At 71.8% G+C, this 18,573-nt stretch carries 21 protein-coding genes; 13 read left to right on the top strand and 8 right to left on the bottom strand.

The annotated features are described in order from the left end of the window. Positions 1 to 144: 144 nt before the first annotated feature. From AC5JJ1_RS19470 to AC5JJ1_RS19490, 5 genes are all read right to left on the bottom strand, one after another. Positions 145 to 543, bottom strand: coding sequence for a PRC-barrel domain-containing protein (locus AC5JJ1_RS19470; RefSeq protein WP_495786771.1), 399 nt, complete (start codon positions 541 to 543; stop codon positions 145 to 147). Positions 544 to 720: 177 nt separating this feature from the next. Continuing rightward, on the bottom strand, positions 721 to 1,869 hold the full coding sequence (gene dnaJ / locus AC5JJ1_RS19475) for a molecular chaperone DnaJ (RefSeq protein ID WP_495786772.1): 1,149 nt from the start codon (positions 1,867 to 1,869) through the stop codon (positions 721 to 723). A gap of 124 nt (positions 1,870 to 1,993) precedes the next feature. Beyond that, positions 1,994 to 3,922 (bottom strand): molecular chaperone DnaK, encoded by a 1,929-nt coding sequence (gene dnaK / locus AC5JJ1_RS19480; protein WP_495786773.1) that lies wholly within the window; start codon positions 3,920 to 3,922, stop codon positions 1,994 to 1,996. A gap of 193 nt (positions 3,923 to 4,115) precedes the next feature. Then, positions 4,116 to 4,721, bottom strand: coding sequence for a nucleotide exchange factor GrpE (locus AC5JJ1_RS19485; RefSeq protein ID WP_495786774.1), 606 nt, complete (start codon positions 4,719 to 4,721; stop codon positions 4,116 to 4,118). An 88-nt stretch (positions 4,722 to 4,809) separates the two neighbouring features. Beyond that, positions 4,810 to 5,439: a glutathione S-transferase family protein gene (locus AC5JJ1_RS19490; protein ID WP_495786775.1), complete on the bottom strand. Its 630-nt coding sequence runs from the start codon at positions 5,437 to 5,439 to the stop codon at positions 4,810 to 4,812. 281 nt (positions 5,440 to 5,720) lie between these two features. Between AC5JJ1_RS19490 and AC5JJ1_RS19495 the strand changes: the two genes are divergently transcribed. Then, positions 5,721 to 7,487 carry a nucleoside hydrolase-like domain-containing protein gene (locus AC5JJ1_RS19495; protein ID WP_495786776.1) on the top strand — a complete coding sequence of 589 codons (1,767 nt, stop codon included), beginning with the start codon at positions 5,721 to 5,723 and terminating at the stop codon, positions 7,485 to 7,487. Between the two features lie 33 nt (positions 7,488 to 7,520). Here the strand turns inward: AC5JJ1_RS19495 and AC5JJ1_RS19500 are convergent, their stop codons facing one another. Both AC5JJ1_RS19500 and AC5JJ1_RS19505 read right to left on the bottom strand, forming a co-directional pair. Next, the gene (locus AC5JJ1_RS19500; protein ID WP_495786777.1) at positions 7,521 to 8,474 is read right to left on the bottom strand and encodes a tripartite tricarboxylate transporter substrate binding protein; all 954 of its coding nucleotides are present in this window, start codon (positions 8,472 to 8,474) and stop codon (positions 7,521 to 7,523) included. Positions 8,475 to 8,549: 75 nt separating this feature from the next. Next, complete coding sequence (locus AC5JJ1_RS19505; RefSeq protein WP_495786778.1) at positions 8,550 to 9,218, bottom strand: alpha/beta hydrolase; 669 nt, start codon at positions 9,216 to 9,218, stop codon at positions 8,550 to 8,552. A gap of 410 nt (positions 9,219 to 9,628) precedes the next feature. Between AC5JJ1_RS19505 and AC5JJ1_RS19510 the strand changes: the two genes are divergently transcribed. The 7 genes from AC5JJ1_RS19510 to AC5JJ1_RS19540 are packed head-to-tail and all read left to right on the top strand — an operon-like array spanning position 9,629 to position 14,824. Then, positions 9,629 to 10,111 carry an Rrf2 family transcriptional regulator gene (locus AC5JJ1_RS19510; protein ID WP_495786779.1) on the top strand — a complete coding sequence of 161 codons (483 nt, stop codon included), beginning with the start codon at positions 9,629 to 9,631 and terminating at the stop codon, positions 10,109 to 10,111. Further along, positions 10,108 to 11,184, top strand: coding sequence for a cysteine desulfurase family protein (locus tag AC5JJ1_RS19515; RefSeq protein ID WP_495786780.1), 1,077 nt, complete (start codon positions 10,108 to 10,110; stop codon positions 11,182 to 11,184). The genes AC5JJ1_RS19510 and AC5JJ1_RS19515 overlap by 4 nt, the downstream gene beginning before the upstream one ends. Positions 11,185 to 11,201: 17 nt before the next feature. Beyond that, the gene (locus tag AC5JJ1_RS19520) at positions 11,202 to 12,377 is read left to right on the top strand and encodes a cysteine desulfurase family protein (protein WP_495786781.1); all 1,176 of its coding nucleotides are present in this window, start codon (positions 11,202 to 11,204) and stop codon (positions 12,375 to 12,377) included. After that, entirely contained in the window at positions 12,378 to 12,707 is a 330-nt protein-coding gene (locus tag AC5JJ1_RS19525) for a ferredoxin family 2Fe-2S iron-sulfur cluster binding protein (protein WP_495786782.1), read from the top strand. Further along, on the top strand, positions 12,694 to 13,395 hold the full coding sequence (locus AC5JJ1_RS19530) for a TenA family protein (RefSeq protein WP_495786783.1): 702 nt from the start codon (positions 12,694 to 12,696) through the stop codon (positions 13,393 to 13,395). Before AC5JJ1_RS19525 ends, AC5JJ1_RS19530 begins: the two co-directional genes overlap by 14 nt. Next, the gene (mnmA, locus tag AC5JJ1_RS19535) at positions 13,395 to 14,474 is read left to right on the top strand and encodes a tRNA 2-thiouridine(34) synthase MnmA (RefSeq protein WP_495786784.1); all 1,080 of its coding nucleotides are present in this window, start codon (positions 13,395 to 13,397) and stop codon (positions 14,472 to 14,474) included. The genes AC5JJ1_RS19530 and mnmA overlap by 1 nt, the downstream gene beginning before the upstream one ends. Then, on the top strand, positions 14,471 to 14,824 hold the full coding sequence (locus tag AC5JJ1_RS19540; protein ID WP_495786785.1) for a hypothetical protein: 354 nt from the start codon (positions 14,471 to 14,473) through the stop codon (positions 14,822 to 14,824). The genes mnmA and AC5JJ1_RS19540 overlap by 4 nt, the downstream gene beginning before the upstream one ends. A 76-nt stretch (positions 14,825 to 14,900) precedes the next feature. On the opposite strand, the gene AC5JJ1_RS19545 is transcribed toward AC5JJ1_RS19540, so the two are convergent. Then, the gene (locus tag AC5JJ1_RS19545) at positions 14,901 to 15,095 is read right to left on the bottom strand and encodes a DUF2934 domain-containing protein (RefSeq protein WP_495786786.1); all 195 of its coding nucleotides are present in this window, start codon (positions 15,093 to 15,095) and stop codon (positions 14,901 to 14,903) included. A gap of 163 nt (positions 15,096 to 15,258) precedes the next feature. Between AC5JJ1_RS19545 and AC5JJ1_RS19550 the strand changes: the two genes are divergently transcribed. From AC5JJ1_RS19550 to AC5JJ1_RS19570, 5 genes are read left to right on the top strand one after another with little or no spacing between them, the layout of a single operon-like run. After that, on the top strand, positions 15,259 to 16,626 hold the full coding sequence (locus tag AC5JJ1_RS19550) for a radical SAM protein (RefSeq protein WP_495786787.1): 1,368 nt from the start codon (positions 15,259 to 15,261) through the stop codon (positions 16,624 to 16,626). Further along, the gene (locus AC5JJ1_RS19555; protein WP_495786788.1) at positions 16,623 to 17,393 is read left to right on the top strand and encodes a DUF547 domain-containing protein; all 771 of its coding nucleotides are present in this window, start codon (positions 16,623 to 16,625) and stop codon (positions 17,391 to 17,393) included. The genes AC5JJ1_RS19550 and AC5JJ1_RS19555 overlap by 4 nt, the downstream gene beginning before the upstream one ends. A 2-nt stretch (positions 17,394 to 17,395) precedes the next feature. Beyond that, entirely contained in the window at positions 17,396 to 17,788 is a 393-nt protein-coding gene (locus AC5JJ1_RS19560) for a MauE/DoxX family redox-associated membrane protein (protein WP_495786789.1), read from the top strand. Continuing rightward, on the top strand, positions 17,785 to 18,282 hold the full coding sequence (locus AC5JJ1_RS19565) for a chalcone isomerase family protein (RefSeq protein WP_495786790.1): 498 nt from the start codon (positions 17,785 to 17,787) through the stop codon (positions 18,280 to 18,282). Before AC5JJ1_RS19560 ends, AC5JJ1_RS19565 begins: the two co-directional genes overlap by 4 nt. Continuing rightward, on the top strand, positions 18,279 to 18,557 hold the full coding sequence (locus AC5JJ1_RS19570) for a hypothetical protein (RefSeq protein ID WP_495786791.1): 279 nt from the start codon (positions 18,279 to 18,281) through the stop codon (positions 18,555 to 18,557). Before AC5JJ1_RS19565 ends, AC5JJ1_RS19570 begins: the two co-directional genes overlap by 4 nt. Positions 18,558 to 18,573: the final 16 nt, after the last annotated feature.

Genomic DNA, 18,573 nt, shown 5'->3' on the forward strand with positions numbered 1-18,573 from the left:
GGCCGTCTCCGACGCAGACATGCAGCGCCTGCTCCTCACCAGGCATACCACCTGCTCACAATGGAACTACACACTGTCACCACGACCCCAAACCGAGACCACGGCGAATTAAATCCCTGCCGTGCCCTAGGTCAGTGGGCTAGGTCAGGGGACCTCGGACCAGTAGGGGCGGACGCCGTAATAGTCGGAGACGCGCTGGCCCCATTGGCGATCGGCCCAGTCGACCTCCTCGGTCGTGGCGTAGCTCGGCGCGCCCTCAAGCTGCTCGCGGTCGAGATCGACCACATAGCCGCCGAGATCGACGTCGTAACGCAGCATGGACCAGGGAAGGGGATGGTAGCGCTCGCCGATGCCGAGGAAGCCGCCAAAGGCCATCACCGCATAGGCGACCCGGCCGGACCGCTTGTCGAGCATCACGTCCTCGACGGTGCCGAGCCGCTCGCCGCGCCGGTTGAAGACCGGCGTGCCGCCGACCTTGCCGGCGGCGATGAGCTGGGCGGTTTCCTCGATGGCCACACCAGGGGCCACGGGGCTGGCGGCCATCAGGCAACTCCTGTGTCGGGAAAGGGGGGGCGGGCGGCGGTGCGTTGGGACCAATCGCGCACCGCCGCCTGCCTGGACCGCCGTTGGGGGGAAGTGCAGCGGTCGGGTTGTAGAACGTGGCGAATCGGGCCGGGTTCCCGCAGCCGAATCGTTCGCCAGGCGCCAATCACTGAGCCGTTATCTGGCCAATCCGTCCCAGAAATCCTTCACCTTGGCGAAGAATCCCTCGCTTTCGGGGCTGGTGCGGCCGCCCTTGGCGGCCTCGGCCTCGAATTCCTCGAGCAATTCGCGCTGGCGCTTGCTGAGATTCTGCGGCGTCTCGACCGAGACCTGGACATACATGTCGCCCCGCGCCGCGCTGCGCAGGACGGAGAAGCCCTTGCCGCGCAGGCGGAACTGGTCCCCCGCCTGGGTGCCGGCCGGGATGGTGACGCGCTGGCGCGAGCCATCCACCGCCGGCACCTCCACCGCGCCACCGAGCGCCGCCTGCGTCATCCGGAGCGGTACGCGGACGAAGATGTTGGCGCCGTCGCGCTGGAAAAGCGGGTGCTGGCGGATGCCGACATCGACATAGAGGTCGCCCGCCGGCGCGCCGCGCAGCCCGGCCTCGCCCTCGCCGCCGAGGCGGATGCGGGTGCCGTCCTCCACCCCGGCCGGAATGGAGACGTTGAGGGTGCGGTCGCGCTGCACCCGGCCCGCGCCCTGGCAGACCTTGCAGGGGTTCTTGATGATCCGGCCCTGGCCGCCGCAGGTGGGGCAGGTGCGCTCGATCAGGAAGAAGCCCTGCTGGGCGCGGACCTTGCCGGCGCCCTGGCAGGTCGGGCAGGTCTGGGCCGCGGTGGAGCCGGCCTCGGCGCCGGAGCCGTTGCAGGCCTCGCAGGAGACGCTGCTGGGCACCCGCACCGTCGACTTGGTGCCGGCGAAGGCCTCTTCCAGGCTGATCTCGACCGTGGTGCGGAGGTCGGCGCCGCGGCCGGAGGCCTGACGCTGCCGCCCGCGGCCGCCGCCGCCGAAGCGGCCGAACATCTCCTCGAAGATGTCCTCGAAGCCGGCGCCGAAGGGGTTGCCGCCTCCGCCGCCCCCGCCCGGGCCGCCGCCGCCCTCGAAGGCGGCATGGCCGAAGCGGTCATAGGCCGCCCGCTTCTCGGCGTCCTTCAGGACGTCATAGGCCTCGTTCAGCTCCTTGAACTTGGCCTCGGCCTCCTTGTCACCCTGGTTGCGGTCAGGGTGGTAGGCCATCGCCAGCTTGCGATAGGCCTTCTTGAGCTCGTCCTCGCTCGCCTCGCGCGAGACGCCGAGCACTTCGTAAAAATCCCGCTTCGCCATGGCCGGGGCGACATCCCCTGAGGAAGGTGCAGCGAAAAGGGCCCGGAGGAGCTAGTCCCCGGGCCCGAACTCCGACGAACCCGGCCCCCAGGGACGTCCCTTGGGGGCCGGGCGCTGTCCGGGCTTAGCCGGACTTCTTCTTGGTGGGGTCGACTTCCTCGAAATCGGCATCCACCACCTTGTCGGAGCCGCCGCCGGAGGCCCCGGCGCCAGGCTGGTCGCCGCCGCCCTGCTGCTGCTCGGAGGCCTGCTGCGCCTTGTAGAGCGCCTCGCCGACCTTCATCGTCGCCTGGGACAGCGCCTCGGAGGCGGAGCGGATGGCCTCCAGCTCGCCGCCCTCGAGGGCGGTGCGGGCCGTGGCGATCGCGCTCTCGACCTCGCCCTTCTCGGACGGGCCGACCTTGTCGCCATTCTCCTTCAGCGTCTTGTCGGCGCTGTGGATCAGGGCTTCCAGGTTGTTCCGGGCCTCAACGGTCTCGCGGCGCTTCTTGTCGGCCTCGGCATTCGCCTCGGCATCCTTCACCATCCGCTCGATGTCGTTGTCGGACAGGCCGGAGCGGGCCTGGATCTTGATCTGCTGCTCCTTGCCGGTGGCCTTGTCCTTCGCCGAGACGGAGACGATGCCGTTGGCGTCGATGTCGAAGGTCACCTCCACCTGCGGCACGCCGCGCGGCGCCGGCGGGATGCCCTGCAGGTCGAAATTGCCGAGCAGCTTGTTGTCGGCCGCCATCTCCCGCTCGCCCTGGAAGACCTTGATCGTCACCGCCGTCTGGTTGTCGTCGGCGGTCGAGAAGACCTGGGACTTCTTGGTCGGGATCGTCGTGTTGCGGTCGATCAGCCGGGTGAACACGCCGCCCAGCGTCTCGATGCCGAGGCTCAGCGGGGTCACGTCGAGCAGCAGGACGTCCTTCACCTCGCCCTTCAGCACGCCGCCCTGGATCGCGGCACCGATGGCGACGACCTCGTCCGGGTTGACGTTGCGGGCCGGCTCCTTGCCGAAGAACTGCTTCACCGCCTCGATGACCTTGGGCATGCGGGTCATGCCGCCGACCAGGATCACCTCGTCGATCTCGCCGGCGGAGAGGCCGGCATCCTTCAGCGCCTGCTTGCAGGGCTCCATGGTGCGGGCGATGAGGTCATCGACCAGCGCCTCGAGCTTCGAGCGGGTCAGCGTCATCACCAGGTGCTTCGGCCCGGAGGCGTCGGCGGTGATGAAGGGCAGGTTCACCTCGGTCTGCTTGGCGGAGGAGAGCTCGATCTTCGCCTTCTCGGCGGCCTCCTTCAGCCGCTGCAGGGCGAGCTTGTCGCCGCGCAGGTCGATGCCCTGCTCCTTGCGGAACTCATCGGCCAGGTAGTCGATGATGCGGGCATCGAAATCCTCGCCGCCGAGGAAGGTGTCGCCGTTGGTGGACTTCACCTCGAAGACGCCGTCGCCGATCTCGAGCACGGAGACGTCGAAGGTGCCGCCGCCGAGGTCGTAGACCGCGATGGTGCCGCCCTTCTTCTGGTCCATGCCGTAGGCGAGCGCGGCCGCCGTCGGCTCGTTAATGATGCGCAGCACCTCGAGGCCCGCGATGGCGCCAGCCTCCTTGGTGGCCTGCCGCTGGGCGTCGTTGAAGTAGGCGGGGACGGTGATGACGGCCTGCGTCACCTTCTCGCCGAGATAGGCCTCGGCCGTCTCCTTCATCTTGGTCAGCACATTGGCGCTGATCTGCTGCGGCGCGTACTTCTGGCCCTCGACCTCGACCCAGGCATCGCCGTTGTCGGCGCGGGCGATCTTGTAGGGGACGAGGTTGATGTCCTTGTTGACGATCGGGTCGTCGAAGCGGCGGCCGATGAGGCGCTTCACCGCATAGAGCGTGTTGTTCGGGTTGGTCACCGCCTGGCGCTTGGCGCTCTGACCCACCAGCCGCTCGCCGTTCTTGGCGAAGGCGACCATGGAGGGGGTGGTGCGCGCACCCTCGGCGTTCTCGATGACCCGCGTTTCCTTGCCTTCCATGATGGCGACGCAGGAATTCGTGGTCCCGAGATCGATGCCGATAACCTTGCTCATCCGTACTTCTCCTTTGCGGCGGGCGAGGGCGGCCCTGGCATGGCACCGCACCCGTCCCCATGAACTCGTCCTGCCCGAGCCGGGCCCAGGCGATCTTCGGATGGGAATATTGCCGGAATGCTGCCGGCAACGCTCCCGATGTATTGGCGCCCCAGGGGCAGAACAAGGCCCCCGGTCGCCCTGTGGCTAAATTTTAGGCGGCCGAGGCGTTGGCGGAGCCGCCTGCCGCAACCACGACCATGGCGGGCTTCAGCAGCCTTCCGTTCAGCGTCCAGGCCGGGGTCCAGGCCTGGATGACGGTGCCGGGGGCGACGCCCTCGGGCGCCGGCTGCTCGGCCATCGCCTGGTGCAGCGCCGGGTCGAAGGGCTGCCCCTGGGCCTCCTGCCGCTGGATGCCATGGCGCTCCAGCATGCCGACGAAGCTGCGCTCGACGCCCTCGAAGCCCTCGCGGAGCTTCGCCAGCAGCGGGTCCTCGTCGCCGCGCGGGGCGGGCAGGGCCTCGAGGCCGCGGCGGAGGTTCTGCGCGGCCTCCACCACGTCGCCGGCAAACTTCTGGATGGCGTAGTTGCGGGCATCCGCCACCTCGCGCTGGGTGCGGGCGCGGAGGTTCTGCGTCTCCGCCTCGGCGCGCAGCCAGCGGTCGCGGAACTGGGCGACCTCGGCCTCCAGCGCCGCGATGCGCTCGGCGAAGCTGTTCGGCGGGGACTGGTCGGGGCTCGCCTCGGCGTCGGTCGGTTGGGCCGCGGCTTGCGCATCCGCCGGCGCGGTGCCCGGCGGCAGGTCGGTTGGATCGCTCATGCCTGTCTTTACGAAAGGAGGAAAACCGTCGCGCGTCAGGTAGTCGCTGCGGGGGGCGAGGGCAACCGGGTCCGGACGGTTTGCCGCCTCAAGGGGCGTAGGCATAGGCGCCGCCGCGCTCCAGCGCCCGGCGATAGGCGGGGCGGGCCTGGAGCTGGCGGAGCAGGCCGAAGAGGGCGGGGCGGGCGGCATCCAGCCCGCCGCGGGCGGTCGCCACCTCGAGCGGGAAGCTCATCATCACGTCGGCGGCGGTGAAGCCGGGGCCGGCGAAATGCCCCTCCCTCGCCACCTCCGCCTCCAGGTAGTCGAGCATGGCGGCGAGATTGGCCTCGATGCGGGAGAGGACGGGGGCGGCCGCCTCGCCGACGCGCGTCAGGTAGAGCTTCACCAGCAGCGGCGTCATCGCCGAGCCCTCGGCGAAGTGCAGCCAGTAGCGGAAGCGGCGATGCGCCGGCGTGCCCGGCGCCGGGGCGAGGCGGCCGGCGCCATGGCGCTCCAGCACGTATTCGACGATGGCGCCGGTCTCGGCGACCACCTCGCCATCCTCGACCAGCACGGGCGACTTGCCGAGCGGGTGGACGGCGCGGAGCGCCGGCGGGGCGAGCATGGTCTGCGGGTCCCGCTCGTAGCGGACGACCTCATAGGGGAGGTCCAGCTCCTCCAGCAGCCAGAGCACGCGCTGGGAGCGGGAGTTGTTCAGGTGATGGACCTGGATCATCGGCGGGCCTCCGGTCGGAGGCGGCCAGTTTGGGCGAGGCCGGGCCGGATGGGCAGGGGCTTCCGGGGCCGATCGCGCCGCCGGGGCCGTGGCGGCGCCGCCATCTCAACCGAAAGTATATTATCTGCCGTTAAGATTCCCGTCATGCGAATGACAGACAGGACATGTGACTCACGCAATCGCGAAGTCGGACCTCCATGAGCCGCCCGGCGGCCTGCGCCCCGTCCCGGCGGGATGGCGGGCGGGACCGCCGGGACGGCAGGCAGAAGGCAGACAGATCCATGGCTCTCCCGAGGCTGTTCATCTCGACCGACATGCAGATGATCACCGGCATCAACACCATCGACGGCGACAAGGACGACGTGCAGTCGATGGTCCATGCCCTGATGTACCAGGACAAATTCGACCTGGTCGGCATCTCCTCCAGCGTCTCGCGCTGGCAGCCGGGCAAGAACGACGTGAAGTTCATCCACCATGTCATCGACAAGTATGCCGACAACCAGGACGAGCTCGCCCGGCACGGCAGCGGCTTCAAGACGGCGGCCGAGCTGCACGCGAACACCTACCAGGGCACCAAGGCGCTGGCGGGTTGGTCCGGCATCGTGGCGCAGACCGATGCCTCCCGCGCCATCGTCCGCGAGGCGCGCGAGGCCGCGGCGGCGGGGACCGACCTCTATGTCGTCACCTGGGGCGGGGTCGGCGACGTGGCGCGGGCGCTGCACGACGCGCCGGACATCGCGGCCAGCCTGCGCCTCATCTCGGTGGCCGGCCAGGTCCAGGAGCCGAATGCCTACAGCTACATCAAGTCGCAATTCGCTGGGAAGGGCGACCTCTGGTGGATCGACGAGTTCTCGACCGCCTTCGGGGTCTACGCCATGCCCGACAACCGGTACCCGACCGGCAATGGCTGGGCGGCGACCAATGCCAAGGGCCACGGCACGCTCGGGGACTTCTTCTACGAGAACACCTTCGACATCCGCGGCACTTACGGGGACATAAACCTGGTGAAGATGGGCGACTCCGGCAGCATCTTCTATCTCATCGACAATGCCGACAACAACGACCCGACGGCGGAGAGCTGGGGCGGCGAGTTCCGCAAGGTCGGCAACCAGTACTGGACGGACCGCACGGACCAGGACCTCGGCTTCGCCGGCAGCGGCGGCGCGCGGACGATCTACGAGGACCGCGCTGCCTGGCAGGGCGACTTCGCCGCGCGCTTCGACTGGCTGAAGTCCTCGGCGCCGGCGCCCGGGCAGCCGCCATTGCCGCTGCCGATGATCCCGCCGCCCATCACCATCGGCAGCGGCAGCGACGCGCTGGCGCTGAGGATCAGCCAGGATGCCTGGAACGGCAGCGCGCAGTACACCGTCAAGGTCGACGGCCAGCAGATCGGCGGGGTGCTGACGGCCAGCGCCTCGCATGACACGGGGCTGTCCGGACTGGTCACCCTGCGCGGCGACTGGGCTGCCGGTCCCCACAAGGTCACCGTCACCTTCCTCAACGATGCCTGGGGCGGCAGCGCCGGCACGGACCGCAACCTCCATGTCGACGGCGTCAGCTACAACGGCAAGGTGGTCGCCCAGGGGGCGGTCCTCCTCAACAGGAACGGCGCGGCGGACTTCGCCTTCACCGACACCGGCGGCGCGACGCCCGGCGGCGTGGTGAAGACCATCGGCAGCGGTGCGGACGCGCTGGTGCTGAAGATCAGCCAGAATGCCTGGAACGGCAGCGCGCAATACGCCGTCAAGGTCGACGGCAAGGCGATCGGCGGCACGCTGACGGCGGGCGCGCTGCACGGGACGGGCGCGGAGGACGCCATCACCCTGCGGGGCGACTGGGGCCTCGGCCAGCACAAGGTCACCGTCACCTTCCTCAACGATGCCTATGGCGGCAGCGCGGGCACCGACCGCAACCTGCATGTCGACGGCATCAGCTACAACGGCGCCGAGCTCGCCCGGGGCACGGCGCTGCTGAACCGGAACGGGGCGGTGGACTTCGCCTTCACCGATACCGGCAGCGCGCCGGCGGCGGACCTGCTCTTCGCCTGAGCGGAGGGGGAGGGGCGGCCAGCCCCTCTCCGGTCACTCCTTCCAGGGATGGGCGGACCAGAGGGCCTGGTACTTTCCGCGGAGCGCGGTGAGCTCGGCGAGATAGGCCTCCGGCCCGAGGAAGCGGAGCGGCAGGGCCTGCTGGATGGCGCTGGCCTGGAACTCCGGGTCCTGCACCACGCGGTCCACGGCCTGCGACAGGCGCTCCAGCACCGCGGGTGGCAGGCCGGCGGGGGCGGCGAGGCCCCGCATGGAGCCCTCGACCACGTCGAAGCCGGCCTCGCGGAAGGTCGGGATCTCGGGCGCCACCTCGGTGCGGCGGTCGCCCATCTGGGCCAGCAGGCGGAGCAGGCCCTGACGGCTCTCCTGCACCCCCTCGGCGACGTTCATCGAGGCGATGTCGATGGTCTTGCCGATCAGCGCCTGCTTCACCTGGGCGCTGCCGGCATAGGGGATGTGGAGCAGGCGGATGCCTGCCTGGCGCTCGAAGGCGAGGACGGCCAGGTGGTCGTCGGAGCCGATGCCGGTGCTGCCGTAGCTGATGCTCTCCGGCCGGGCGCGGGCAGCGGCGATGACATCGGCGAGGCTGCGGTAGGGGCTGTCGGTCAGGACGTAGAAGGCGCCCGGGTCGTCCACGATGTTGGCGATCAGGGTGAAGTCCTCCAGCCGGAAGCGGGCGCGGCGCTCGATCGGCAGGGTGACGATGTGCGGCGTGTTGATGAAGCCGATGGTGAGCCCGTCCGGCTTGGCGCGTGCCAGCTCGCCGAAGCCGATCTCGCCGCCGGCGCCGGGGCGGTTGTTGACGACGACGGGCTGGCCGAGGTCGCGCTCCAGGAAGCGGGCGATGGTGCGGGCCGCGAGGTCCGTGCCGCCGCCCGGGGCGAAGGCGACGATCATGGCGAGCGGCCGGTCGGGCCAGTCCGCGGCCCGGGCCGGGCGGGCGAGGAGCAGGGCGGGGGTGGCGAGCAGCGTGCGGCGCTTGGGCATCGGGAATCCCCGAATTGACGAAGGCCGGAGGAGTGTCCCCCCCGGCCTTCGGTCCTGCAACCTCCGATACCGCGATCAGTCGGCGGCGAGCGCCATCCGGCTGCGGTTCATGCGGCTGTTCACATGGTCTTCCGCCATGTCCACCACCCGCTCGGTCTCCTCGGGCGTGAAGACATGGCCGGCGCCCGGCATCACGCGGTAGTCGATGGTGATGCCGCGCTGGGTGTTCAGCTTGTCGACCAGCTTTTTCACCGAGCTCTCCGGCACCAGCTCATCCGCCGCGCCGTGCAGAATGAGGCCGTTGCACGGGCAGGGGGCGAGGAAGCCGAAGTCGTAGTGGCTGGCCGGCGCGCTGATGGAGACGAAGCCGCCCATCTCCGGCCGGCGCATCAGCAGCTGCATGCCGACATAGGCGCCGAAGGAATAGCCGGCGACCCAGAGGCTGTGCGAGTTCGGGTTCACCGCCTGCAGGAAGTCGAGCGCGGAGGCGGCGTCGGAGATCTCGCCGATCCCGCCGTCGTAGCGGCCCTGGCTGCGGCCGACCCCGCGGAAGTTGAAGCGCAGGGTCGAGAAGCCCATGGCCTGGAAGCGCTGGTAGAGCGCGTGGATCACCCGGTTGTTCATCGTCCCGCCATGCAGCGGGTGCGGGTGAAGCAGCAGCGCAACGGGCGCATTGGGCTGCTTCGAGTGGTGGTAGCGGCCTTCGAGCCGGCCGTCAGGGCCGGCGAACATGACCTCAGGCATCGTCCCGTGGGTCCAATTCCGGTTGTGCCCTGCGCGTCTGGGCTGCCGACGGAAGGTTGCCCCGCCCCGCCGACAGGCCAAGCGCGCACGGACGCTTGATGGGGAAGTCCTTGCCGGCTTGACGGAGCCGGCCCCGATCCACGCCCCGCCCGGCCTCATGGTTGACCGGGTTGGTCGGACAAAATAGCCTGATCGATGCGACGCTCCCGAAGGGGACGTGTTTCATCGCAGCAGCTATGTCTCCGGTTCATGGATCGGCAACCCCCCGGACAGTCTCCCGGATCCGGGGGTGGCGGGAATATAGGGATGCGGTTCCGCGATTCATAACGAAATCAAGGCGCGATCCCCATATTCCCGCGACGGCGCCGGGGGACGGGCCGAGCCGGTGCCCGCAAAAAGGGGATTGGGGCATGCGACTTTCCACTCGTGGTCGCTATGCGGTGATGGCAATGGTCGAGTTGGCGGCGCGGCAGGAGGGCTGCGAAGGCGCTGGAAGGCTTGGGAATCCGGCCTCGCGGCCGGTCTCGCTGGCGGACCTCGCCGGGGCGCAGCTGCTCTCGGTGGCCTATCTCGAACAGTTGTTCGGCCATCTGCGCCGGGCCGGGCTTGTCGCCTCGGCACGCGGGCCGGGGGGCGGGTATCGCCTGGCCCGGCCGGCGGAGGAGATCGCCGTCGCCGCCATCGTCGATGCGGTGGACGAGCCGTTGCGGGCGACCCGCTGCGAGGAGGGCTCGCCCGGTTGCCTCGCCGGGCAGAGATGCCTGACGCATGACCTGTGGCAGGAGCTCGGCGAGCAGATCCGGCTCTTCCTCGGGCATGTGACGCTGGCGGATGTGGTCGCCGGGCGGATCGCCGGGCGGGCCAATGTGCCGAGGGTACAGGCCGCCGAATGAGCCTCTACCTCGATGCGAATGCGACCGAGCCGTTGCGGCCGGCGGCGCGGGCGGCGGTGCTTGCCGCGCTGGATGCCGGGGGCAACCCGTCCGCCGTGCATGGCACCGGGCGGGCAGCCCGGCGGCGGCTGGAGGAGGCGCGGGAGGCCGTCGCGGCGCGGTTCGGCGCCAGGCCAGCGGATGTCGTCTTCACCGCGGGCGGGACGGAGGCGAATGCGCTCGCCATCCATGGGCTGGGGCGCGGGCGGCGGGTGCTGGCCGGGGCGACGGAGCACCCGGCGGTGCTGGCGGCGGCCGGACCCGGGGCGGAGGCCGTGCCGGTGCTCGGCAGCGGGCAGGCCGACCTCGCCGCGCTGGAGCGGATGCTGGCCGAGGGACCGCCGGCGCTGGTCTGCCTGATGGCGGCGAACAACGAGACGGGCGTCCTTCACCCCACCGCCGAGGCGGCAGCACTCTGCCGCGCGCATGGGGCGCTGCTGCACATGGATGCGGTGCAGGCGGCGGGGCGCATCGCCCTGCCCGAGGGGGCGGATAGCTGGGCGGTCTCCGGCCACAAGCTCGGCGGGCCGCCGGGGGCGGGGGCGCTGCTGCTGCGGCCGGGGCTCGAGCTGCCGGCGCTGATCGCGGGCGGCGGGCAGGAGCGCGGGCGGCGCGGCGGGACGGAGCCGCTGCCGGCCATCGCCGGGATGGCGGCGGCGGAGCCGGCGCCGGGCGAGGCCGGGCGGCTCGCCGCGCTCAGGGACCGGATCGAGGCGGGGGTGGTGGGCGAGGCCGTCATCGCCGGCGCCGGGGCGCCGCGGCTGTCGAACACCACCTGCATCATCCTGCCGGGCATCGCGGCGGAGACGCAGGTGATCGCGCTCGACCTCGCCGGGGTCCGCGTCTCGGCCGGCGCGGCCTGCTCCTCGGGCAAGGTGGCGCGGAGCCCGGTGCTCGCCGCGATGGGCTTCGGCGCGCTGGCCGGTTGCGGCATCCGCGTCTCGCTGCCCTGGAATGCGCCGGAGAATGCGGCGGAGCGCTTCCTCGAGGCGTGGTCTGCCATGCGCCGGCGCCTCTCCCAATCCGCCGCCTGAAGCCCCACCATGGGGTGATGCGCCCGAACCGCCCCGTCTATCTCGACAACCACGCCACCACCCCGCTCGACCCGCGGGTCCTGGCCGCCATGCGGCCCTGGTGGGAGGAGAATTTCGCCAACCCCCACAGCGTCGAGCACGCCATGGGGCGGGCGGCGGAGGAGGCTGTCGAGGCCGCGCGGGCCGAGATCGCCGGGTCGATCGGGGCTGAGGCGCGGGAGATCGTGCTGACCTCGGGGGCGACGGAGGCGAACAACCTCGCCATCAAGGGGGCGGCGCGCTTCGCCCGCAGCCAGGGGGACGAGCGGCGGCGGGTCGTGACCCTCGTCACCGAGCACAAATGCGTCCTCGAGAGCGTGCGGGACCTGGCGGAGGAGGGGTTCGAGCCGGTGCTGCTGCCGGTCGGGCCGGATGGGCTGGTCGACCTGGATGCCCTGCGCGAGGTGGTGGAGGGCGGGACGCTGCTCGTCTCCGTCATGGCGGTGAACAACGAGATCGGCGTGGTGCAGGACCTCGAGGCGATCAGCCGCATCGTGAAGGCGGCCGGCGCGCTCTTCCATACCGATGCGGCGCAGGCGGTAGGGCGCATCCCGCTCGATGTCGAGGAGATCGGGGCGGACCTGCTCTCCATCTCCGGGCACAAGATCTACGGGCCGAAGGGCGTCGGCGCGCTTTATGTAAGGCGGCGGCCACGCGTCCGCCTCGCCCCGCTCTTCTCCGGCGGCGGGCAGGAGCGGGGGCTGCGCTCGGGGACCCTGCCGGCGCCGCTGGTGGTCGGCCTCGGCGAGGCGGCCCGCGTCGCGGGGATCGAGGCGATGCTGGATGCCGGGCGGATCGCCGGGCAGCGGGACCGCTTCCTCGCGGCGCTCAGGGCCGAGGTGCCGGAGGTCCGGGTGAACGGGCACCCCGAGCGGCGGGTGGCGGGCAACCTCAACCTCACCTTCCCCGGCGGGGTCGATGCCCAGGCGCTGATGGCAGCGGCGCCGGAGCTCTGCGTCTCGACCGGCTCGGCCTGTTCCTCGGCGGCGGTGGAGCCATCTTACGTGCTCCGCGCCATCGGGATTCCGGAGGCGGAGGCACGCGCCACCTTGCGGATCGGGATCGGTCGCTTTACCTCGCCCGCGGATGTGGACCGGGCCGCAGCATCCCTCGCCGCGGGCTGGCGTGCGGCCGTTTCGGGAGCAAGCAGGTAGATGCCGAAGATGACCTTCGTCGAGCGGGACGGCACCAGGCGGGAGGTCGATGCCCCGCTCGGCCTCTCGGTGCTCGAGATCGCTCATAAGCATGGCGTCGACATCGAGGGCGCCTGCGAGGGCTCGCTCGCCTGCTCGACCTGCCATGTCATCGTCGACGGCTCCTGGTTCACGAAGCTCGCTGAGCCGACCGAGGACGAGGAGGACATGCTGGACCTCGCCTTCGACCTGCAGGAGACGAGCCGGCTCGGCTGCCAGCTCATCATGACCGAGGCGCTGGACGGGCTGGTGGTGACGCTGCCCTCCGGCACGCGGAATGCCGGTGGCTGATATCCCCTGGGATGGTTTCGGGGCCGAGGGCGGGCTGTTCCGGCGGTTGCGGGAGGCCTGCGCGGGCGACTGGGCATCCTATACCTGGCATCCCTTCGTCCAGGGGCTGTCGGACGGGACGCTGCCGCTGGCGGCCTTCCGCCGCTACCTGATCCAGGACTACCTCTTCCTCATCCATTTCGCGCGCGCCAAGGCGCTGGCGGTGTTCAAGGCCGAGAGCATCGAGGCGATGCGGGACAAGACGGCGGCGATCGCCGCCATCCTCGCCGAGACGCAGCTCCATCTCGGCTATTGCGCGGAATGGGGCCTCTCCGAGGCGGAGGTGCGCGGCACGGCCGAGAGCGCCGAGACGGTCAGCTACACCCGCTACGTCATCGACCGCGGGCTGGCGGGGGACATCCTCGACTTGGAGGTGGCGCTCGCCCCCTGCACGGTGGGGTATGGGGAGGTCGCGCTGCGCATCCTCGCCGATCCGCGCCGGCGGCGGGAGGGCAACCCCTACCAGAGCTGGATCGACGCCTATGCCGCGCCGGACTACCAGGCGATGGCGCGGGCGGCGGCCCTCAGGATCGACGCGCTGGGCGAGAGCCATGGCGGCCCGGCGCGCTTTCCCATCCTCTCGGCGACCTTCGCCGAGGCGGCGCGGCTGGAGGCGCGGTTCTGGCAGCAGGGGCTGGACGCGGCCTGATGCGCATCCTGGTCGCCATGTCGGGCGGGGTCGACAGCAGCGTCGTCGCCGGGCTGCTGAAGGCGGAGGGGCACGAGGTCATCGGCGCCACCCTCCAGCTCTACGACCATGGGGCGGCGACCTCCCGCAAGGGGGCGTGCTGCGCCGGCCAGGACATCCACGATGCCCGGCGCGTGGCGGACCGGCTCGACATCCCGCACTACGTGCTCGACCGGGAGAGCCGCTTCCGCGCGGCGGTGGTGCAGGACTTCGCCGACAGCTACGCCCGCGGCGAGACGCCCATCCCCTGCGTGCGCTGCAACCAGACGGTGAAGTTCGAGGACCTGGTCGGCCTCGCCCGCGACCTCGGCGCGGAGGCGCTGGCGACGGGGCATTACGCGCGGCGCGTCGAGGGCCCGGCGGGGGCGGAGCTGCACCGGGCGGCCGATCCGGCGCGGGACCAGAGCTACTTTCTCTTCGCCACCACCCGGGCGCAGCTGGAATTCTGCCGCTTCCCGCTCGGCGGGATGCCGGACAAGGCGGCCGTCCGGGCGGAGGCGGCGCGGCTCGGCCTGGCGGTGGCCGAGAAGCCGGACAGCCAGGACATCTGCTTCGTGCCGGAGGGCCGCTACTCGGATGTCGTCGCCCAATTCCGCCCCGATGCGGCGGAGGCGGGGGAGATCGTCCATCTCGACGGGCGCGTGCTCGGGCGGCATGCGGGCATCGCGCGCTACACGGTCGGCCAGGGGCGCGGGCTGGGGCAGGCCTCCCGCGACGGGGAGCAGCCGCTCTATGTCGCGGCGGTGGAGCCGGGGCGGCGGCGCGTCGTCGTCGGGCCGCGGGCCGCGCTGCCGCAGGCCGAGGTCACGGTGGCCGAGGTCAATTGGCTGAGCGCCCCGCCGGAGGGGCCCGTCGCCTGCCAGGTGAAGCTCCGCGCCCGGGAGGTGCCGCAGCCGGCCCTCGCGCGTTGGAATGCGGCGGCAGGCGTGCTGCGCGTCACCCCGGAGGTGCCGGCCATCGCCGCGCCGGGCCAGGCCTGCGTGCTCTATGACGGGGAGCGGGTGCTGGGCGGCGGCTTCATCCAGAGGGAGGCAGCATGACCCGTCCGCCGCGTCCGAGGAAGGCGCCCGTGAAGCCGAGGGGTGGCGCCAAGGGCCAGGGGCGTCAGGTAGCGCAGCTCGAGGCGGAGCTGGCCGAGCTCCGCGCCAGGCTCGCCAAGGCGGAAGCGAGCCTCCGGGAGTTCGACAAGGGCGGCGTCGAGGCCTATGCGGCGCGGCGCATCGCGGCGCTGGAGGAGGGCCAGCAGGTCGCGCGCGGCCAGGCCGTGGAGGCGGCCGTCGCCAAGGCGCGGGCCGAGGGCGAGCTCAGGACGCTCCGGGATGCCATCGGCAAGGTGCCGGGCGTCCATGGCTGGCTGCTGCGCAGGGCCGTGAGGAAGGCGGGGCTGTAGGCTGGCGCACAGGCCGGTCGGATGGATCAGCCGATCGGGGTCATGGGCGCGACCGACCGTCGGGCCGGAGCGCGTCCTAATCCCGCTCCGGCAGGGGCGCGGCCCCGGTCTCGCCGGCGAATTCCTGCGGGGCGCGGTCGGCGAGGGCCAGTTCCTCGCGGGCGCGATGCCAGAATTCCTCGGCGCGGCCCTCGGGGCGGCCGGCTTCCTCCCAAAGCGCATGGGCCCTGTGGCGGATCGCCTCCTCCGGGCTGGTGTCTTCCTCGGGCATGCCCACCTCCTGCACGATGCGGTTCCAGCGCCCGGCGGGTGGCGGGGTGGCAGCGGTGCCGCAAAAATGCGGGCAGGCTGCATCCGCGCCCCGGCCTCGGCCGTAACGCCGCTGTCGGTCGGCGGGGCGGGGGCGGATCATGGCGTGCAGCGGCATCATGAGCGTGGCTGAGATCGCGGCGGCGGCGCCCTATCCCCTGCCGCCGGCCGGAGCCAGCCCGATGCGCCTCGCCCGCGAGCGAATGGAGGCGACCGGCCAGTGGCATCCGCGCCAGTCCATGGGGCGGCGCTGGACCATCGGCTGCGTCGCGCTCGAGATCACCCAGCGCTGCAACCTCGATTGCAGCCTCTGCTACCTCTCCGACCATTCCGAGGCGGTGAAGGACATCCCCGTCGAGGCCGTCTTCGAGCGGATCGACACCATCCGGGCCCATTACGGGCCGGATACGGATGTGCAGGTCACCGGCGGCGACCCGACGCTCCGGCGGCGGGACGAGCTGGTGGCGATCGTCCGGCGCATCGCCGAGCGCGGGATGCGGCCGAGCCTCTTCACCAACGGCATCAAGGCGACGCGGGACCTGCTGGCGGAGCTCAGCGAGGCCGGGCTGGTCGACGTCGCCTTCCATGTCGACATGACGCAGGAGCGGCCGGGCTATGCCGACGAGGTGGCGCTCAACGCCGTCCGCGCCGAATACATCGGGCGGGCGCGGGGGCTGCCGCTCTCGGTCTTCTTCAACACCACGGTCTTCGACGGGAATTTCCACGAGATTCCGGCGGTGGTGGAGTTCTTCGTCCGGCATGCGGATGTGGTGCGGCTGGCGAGCTTCCAGCTCCAGGCGGATACCGGGCGCGGGACGCTGCGGCGCCGGCAGCAGCCGATCGACATCGGCACCGTCTCGGCGCAGATCCGGGCCGGGGCCGGGGCGGAAATCAATTTCGACACGCCGATCGCCGGTCATGCCGAGTGCAACCGCTATGCGATGACGCTGGTCGCCAATGGGCAGGTGCACGACCTCTACGGCGAGGGGCGGCCGCTGGCGACCATCCTCGAGGCGACGGCGGGCATCCAGTTCGACCGGAAGCACAAGGGCCGGGCGGTGGCGGCGCTGGCGCGGGGCTTCGCACGGCGGCCGGGGGCGGCGCTGGCGCTGCTGCCCTGGGCGGCGCGGCGGCTCTGGGGGATGCGGCGGGACCTCGTCGCGGCACGCGGGCGGGTCCACAAACTGTCCTTCTTCCTGCACAACTTCATGGATGCCGAGGCGCTGGACTGCGAGCGGATCGGCGCCTGCGTCTTCATGGTGGCGACCGGGGACGGGCCGATCTCCATGTGCCTGCACAACGCCAAGCGCGACGCCTTCATCCTCAAGCCCGTCCCGTTGCGGGACGGCGCCTTCTGGGACCCGCTGACCGGCGCGGCGCGCGAGGCGCCGGGCGAGGCGGCGGCGCCGGTGCTGACGCGGAAGAATGCCCGCGGCCGGCGGCGGCTGGAGATCGACCATCGCCGCGTGGCGAAGCAGGGGGCGATGCCGTGAGCGCCGTTCCGCGGCGGGCGCTGCTCGGCCTGGTGCTGGCGGCGCCGGCGGTCGCGCAGCCGCGGCTGGTCGGCTACCCGGCCTGGCTCGATCCCTGGGAGGCGGTGCTGCGCCGGCGGGTGGATGCCCAGGGGCGGGTGGATTTCGCCGGGATCGCGGCGGAGCCGGGGCCGCTGCGGGCCGTGGTGGCGGAAGTCGAGGCGGCGGGGCCGGGCAACCAGCCCTCCGCCTTCCCGACGCCGGCGGATGTGCTGGCCTGGCACCTCAATGCCTATAACGCGACGGCGATGCTCGGCATCGTCAAGCGGGGCGTGCCGGAGGAGCTTGGGCTCTTCGGGCGCTACCAGTTCTTCGCCAATACCGCCATCCGCATCGCCGGGGCGCCGACGACGCTGAAATCCTACGAGGACGACGTGATCCGAAGGCTCGGCGAGCCGCGGGTGCATTTCGCGCTGAACTGCATGGTGCGGGGCTGCCCGCGCCTGCCGCGCGAGGCCTTCCGCGCGGCGCGGCTGGAGGCGCAGCTGGCCGCCGCGGCGCGGGAGTTCTGCGAGAGCACCTACCAGGTCAGGCCGGAGCCGGCGCAGCGGCGGGTCTCGGTCTCGCAGATCTTCGACTTCTTCACCGGCGACTTCGTCCCCGGCCATGCGCCGAGCCTCATCGCCTACATCAATTCCTGGCGGCGGGAGCCGATCCCGGCGGACTGGTCGCTGCGCTTCTTTGACTACGACTGGCGGATCAACCGCCAGCCGGGCGGCACGGGATAGGCATGGCGCTGCTCGCCTGGCTGCTGGCCGCGCTGCATGCCGCGACGGGGGTCGGCAAGCTGCTCGACCTGCCGGGCTTCGTCGCGGTGCTGGGCGAGTACCGGCTGCTGCCGGCGGCGCTGCTCTGGCCGGCGGCGGTGGGGGTGACGGGGCTGGAGCTCGGCATCGCGCTCGGGCTGGCGCTGCGGCGCTGGCGCCGGCTGGCGGCGCTGGCGGCGGCGGGGCTCGCGGCCTTCAACGGGGCGGTGCTGGTGCTGACGCTGTGGCGGGGCATCGCGCTCGCCAATTGCGGCTGCTTCGGCGTCTTCCTGGCGCGGCCGCTGGGCTGGACCTCCCCGCTCGAGGACCTGGCGCTGGTGCTGCTCGCCCTGCTCGTCGCCCGGCGGCCGGCATGAGGCGGCGGGCGCTGCTGCTGGCGGCCTTCGCCGATGCCGAATTCCCGGCCTCGATCGAGGCGGGCGGGCGGCGGCTGGTGCTGAACGGCACCGGGCGGCGGCTCTATTCCTGGCTGCGCATCGAGGTCTACCGGGCGGCACTCTACCTGGAACGGCCGAGCGGGGAGGCGGAGGCGATCCTCGCCGCCGCCGGGCCGCGGCTGGTGGAGGTGCATTACCGGCGGGCGGTGCCGCTGGAGAGCGTCGTCGCGGCCTGGGAGGCGAGCCTCGGCGAGACCCTGCCGGGGGCGTTCCGGGCCTGGCTGCGGCCGGTCGCGGTGGGGGATGTGGAGCGGCAGCTCTTCCTCGCCGACGGCGTGGTGCTGGAGGGGCTGGGGCGGCCGGCGGCGCGGGTCGGCGGGGCAGGGTTCGCGCGGCGGCTGCTCGACTGCTGGATCGGCCAGGCGATGCCGGACGAGGCCTTGCGGCGCGGGCTGCTCGGGCTCGGCGGATGAGGCTGCGGCGGCTGGTGGCGGCCCTCGGCTTCCTGCTCGGCGCGGTCGGGGTGGCGGCGGCGGTCGGGGGCGAGGGGCCGGCACCGCCCTGGCTGCTTCGCCTCTTCGCCGGCTGGTGCGTGGGCACACCCTATTGGTGGTGGCTGGAATACCGGCTGCTGCGGCCGGAGGGGGAGGAGGCGCGGCGGCATTTCGCCACGGAGCAGGCGCTGTCGCGCTGGGTCTGGCTCGGCTTCACCCTGGCGATGGCGGTGCCGATGCTGCTGCGGCGGTGACGGGCCGGGCGCCGGG

The organism is Belnapia sp. (genome assembly GCF_059504005.1).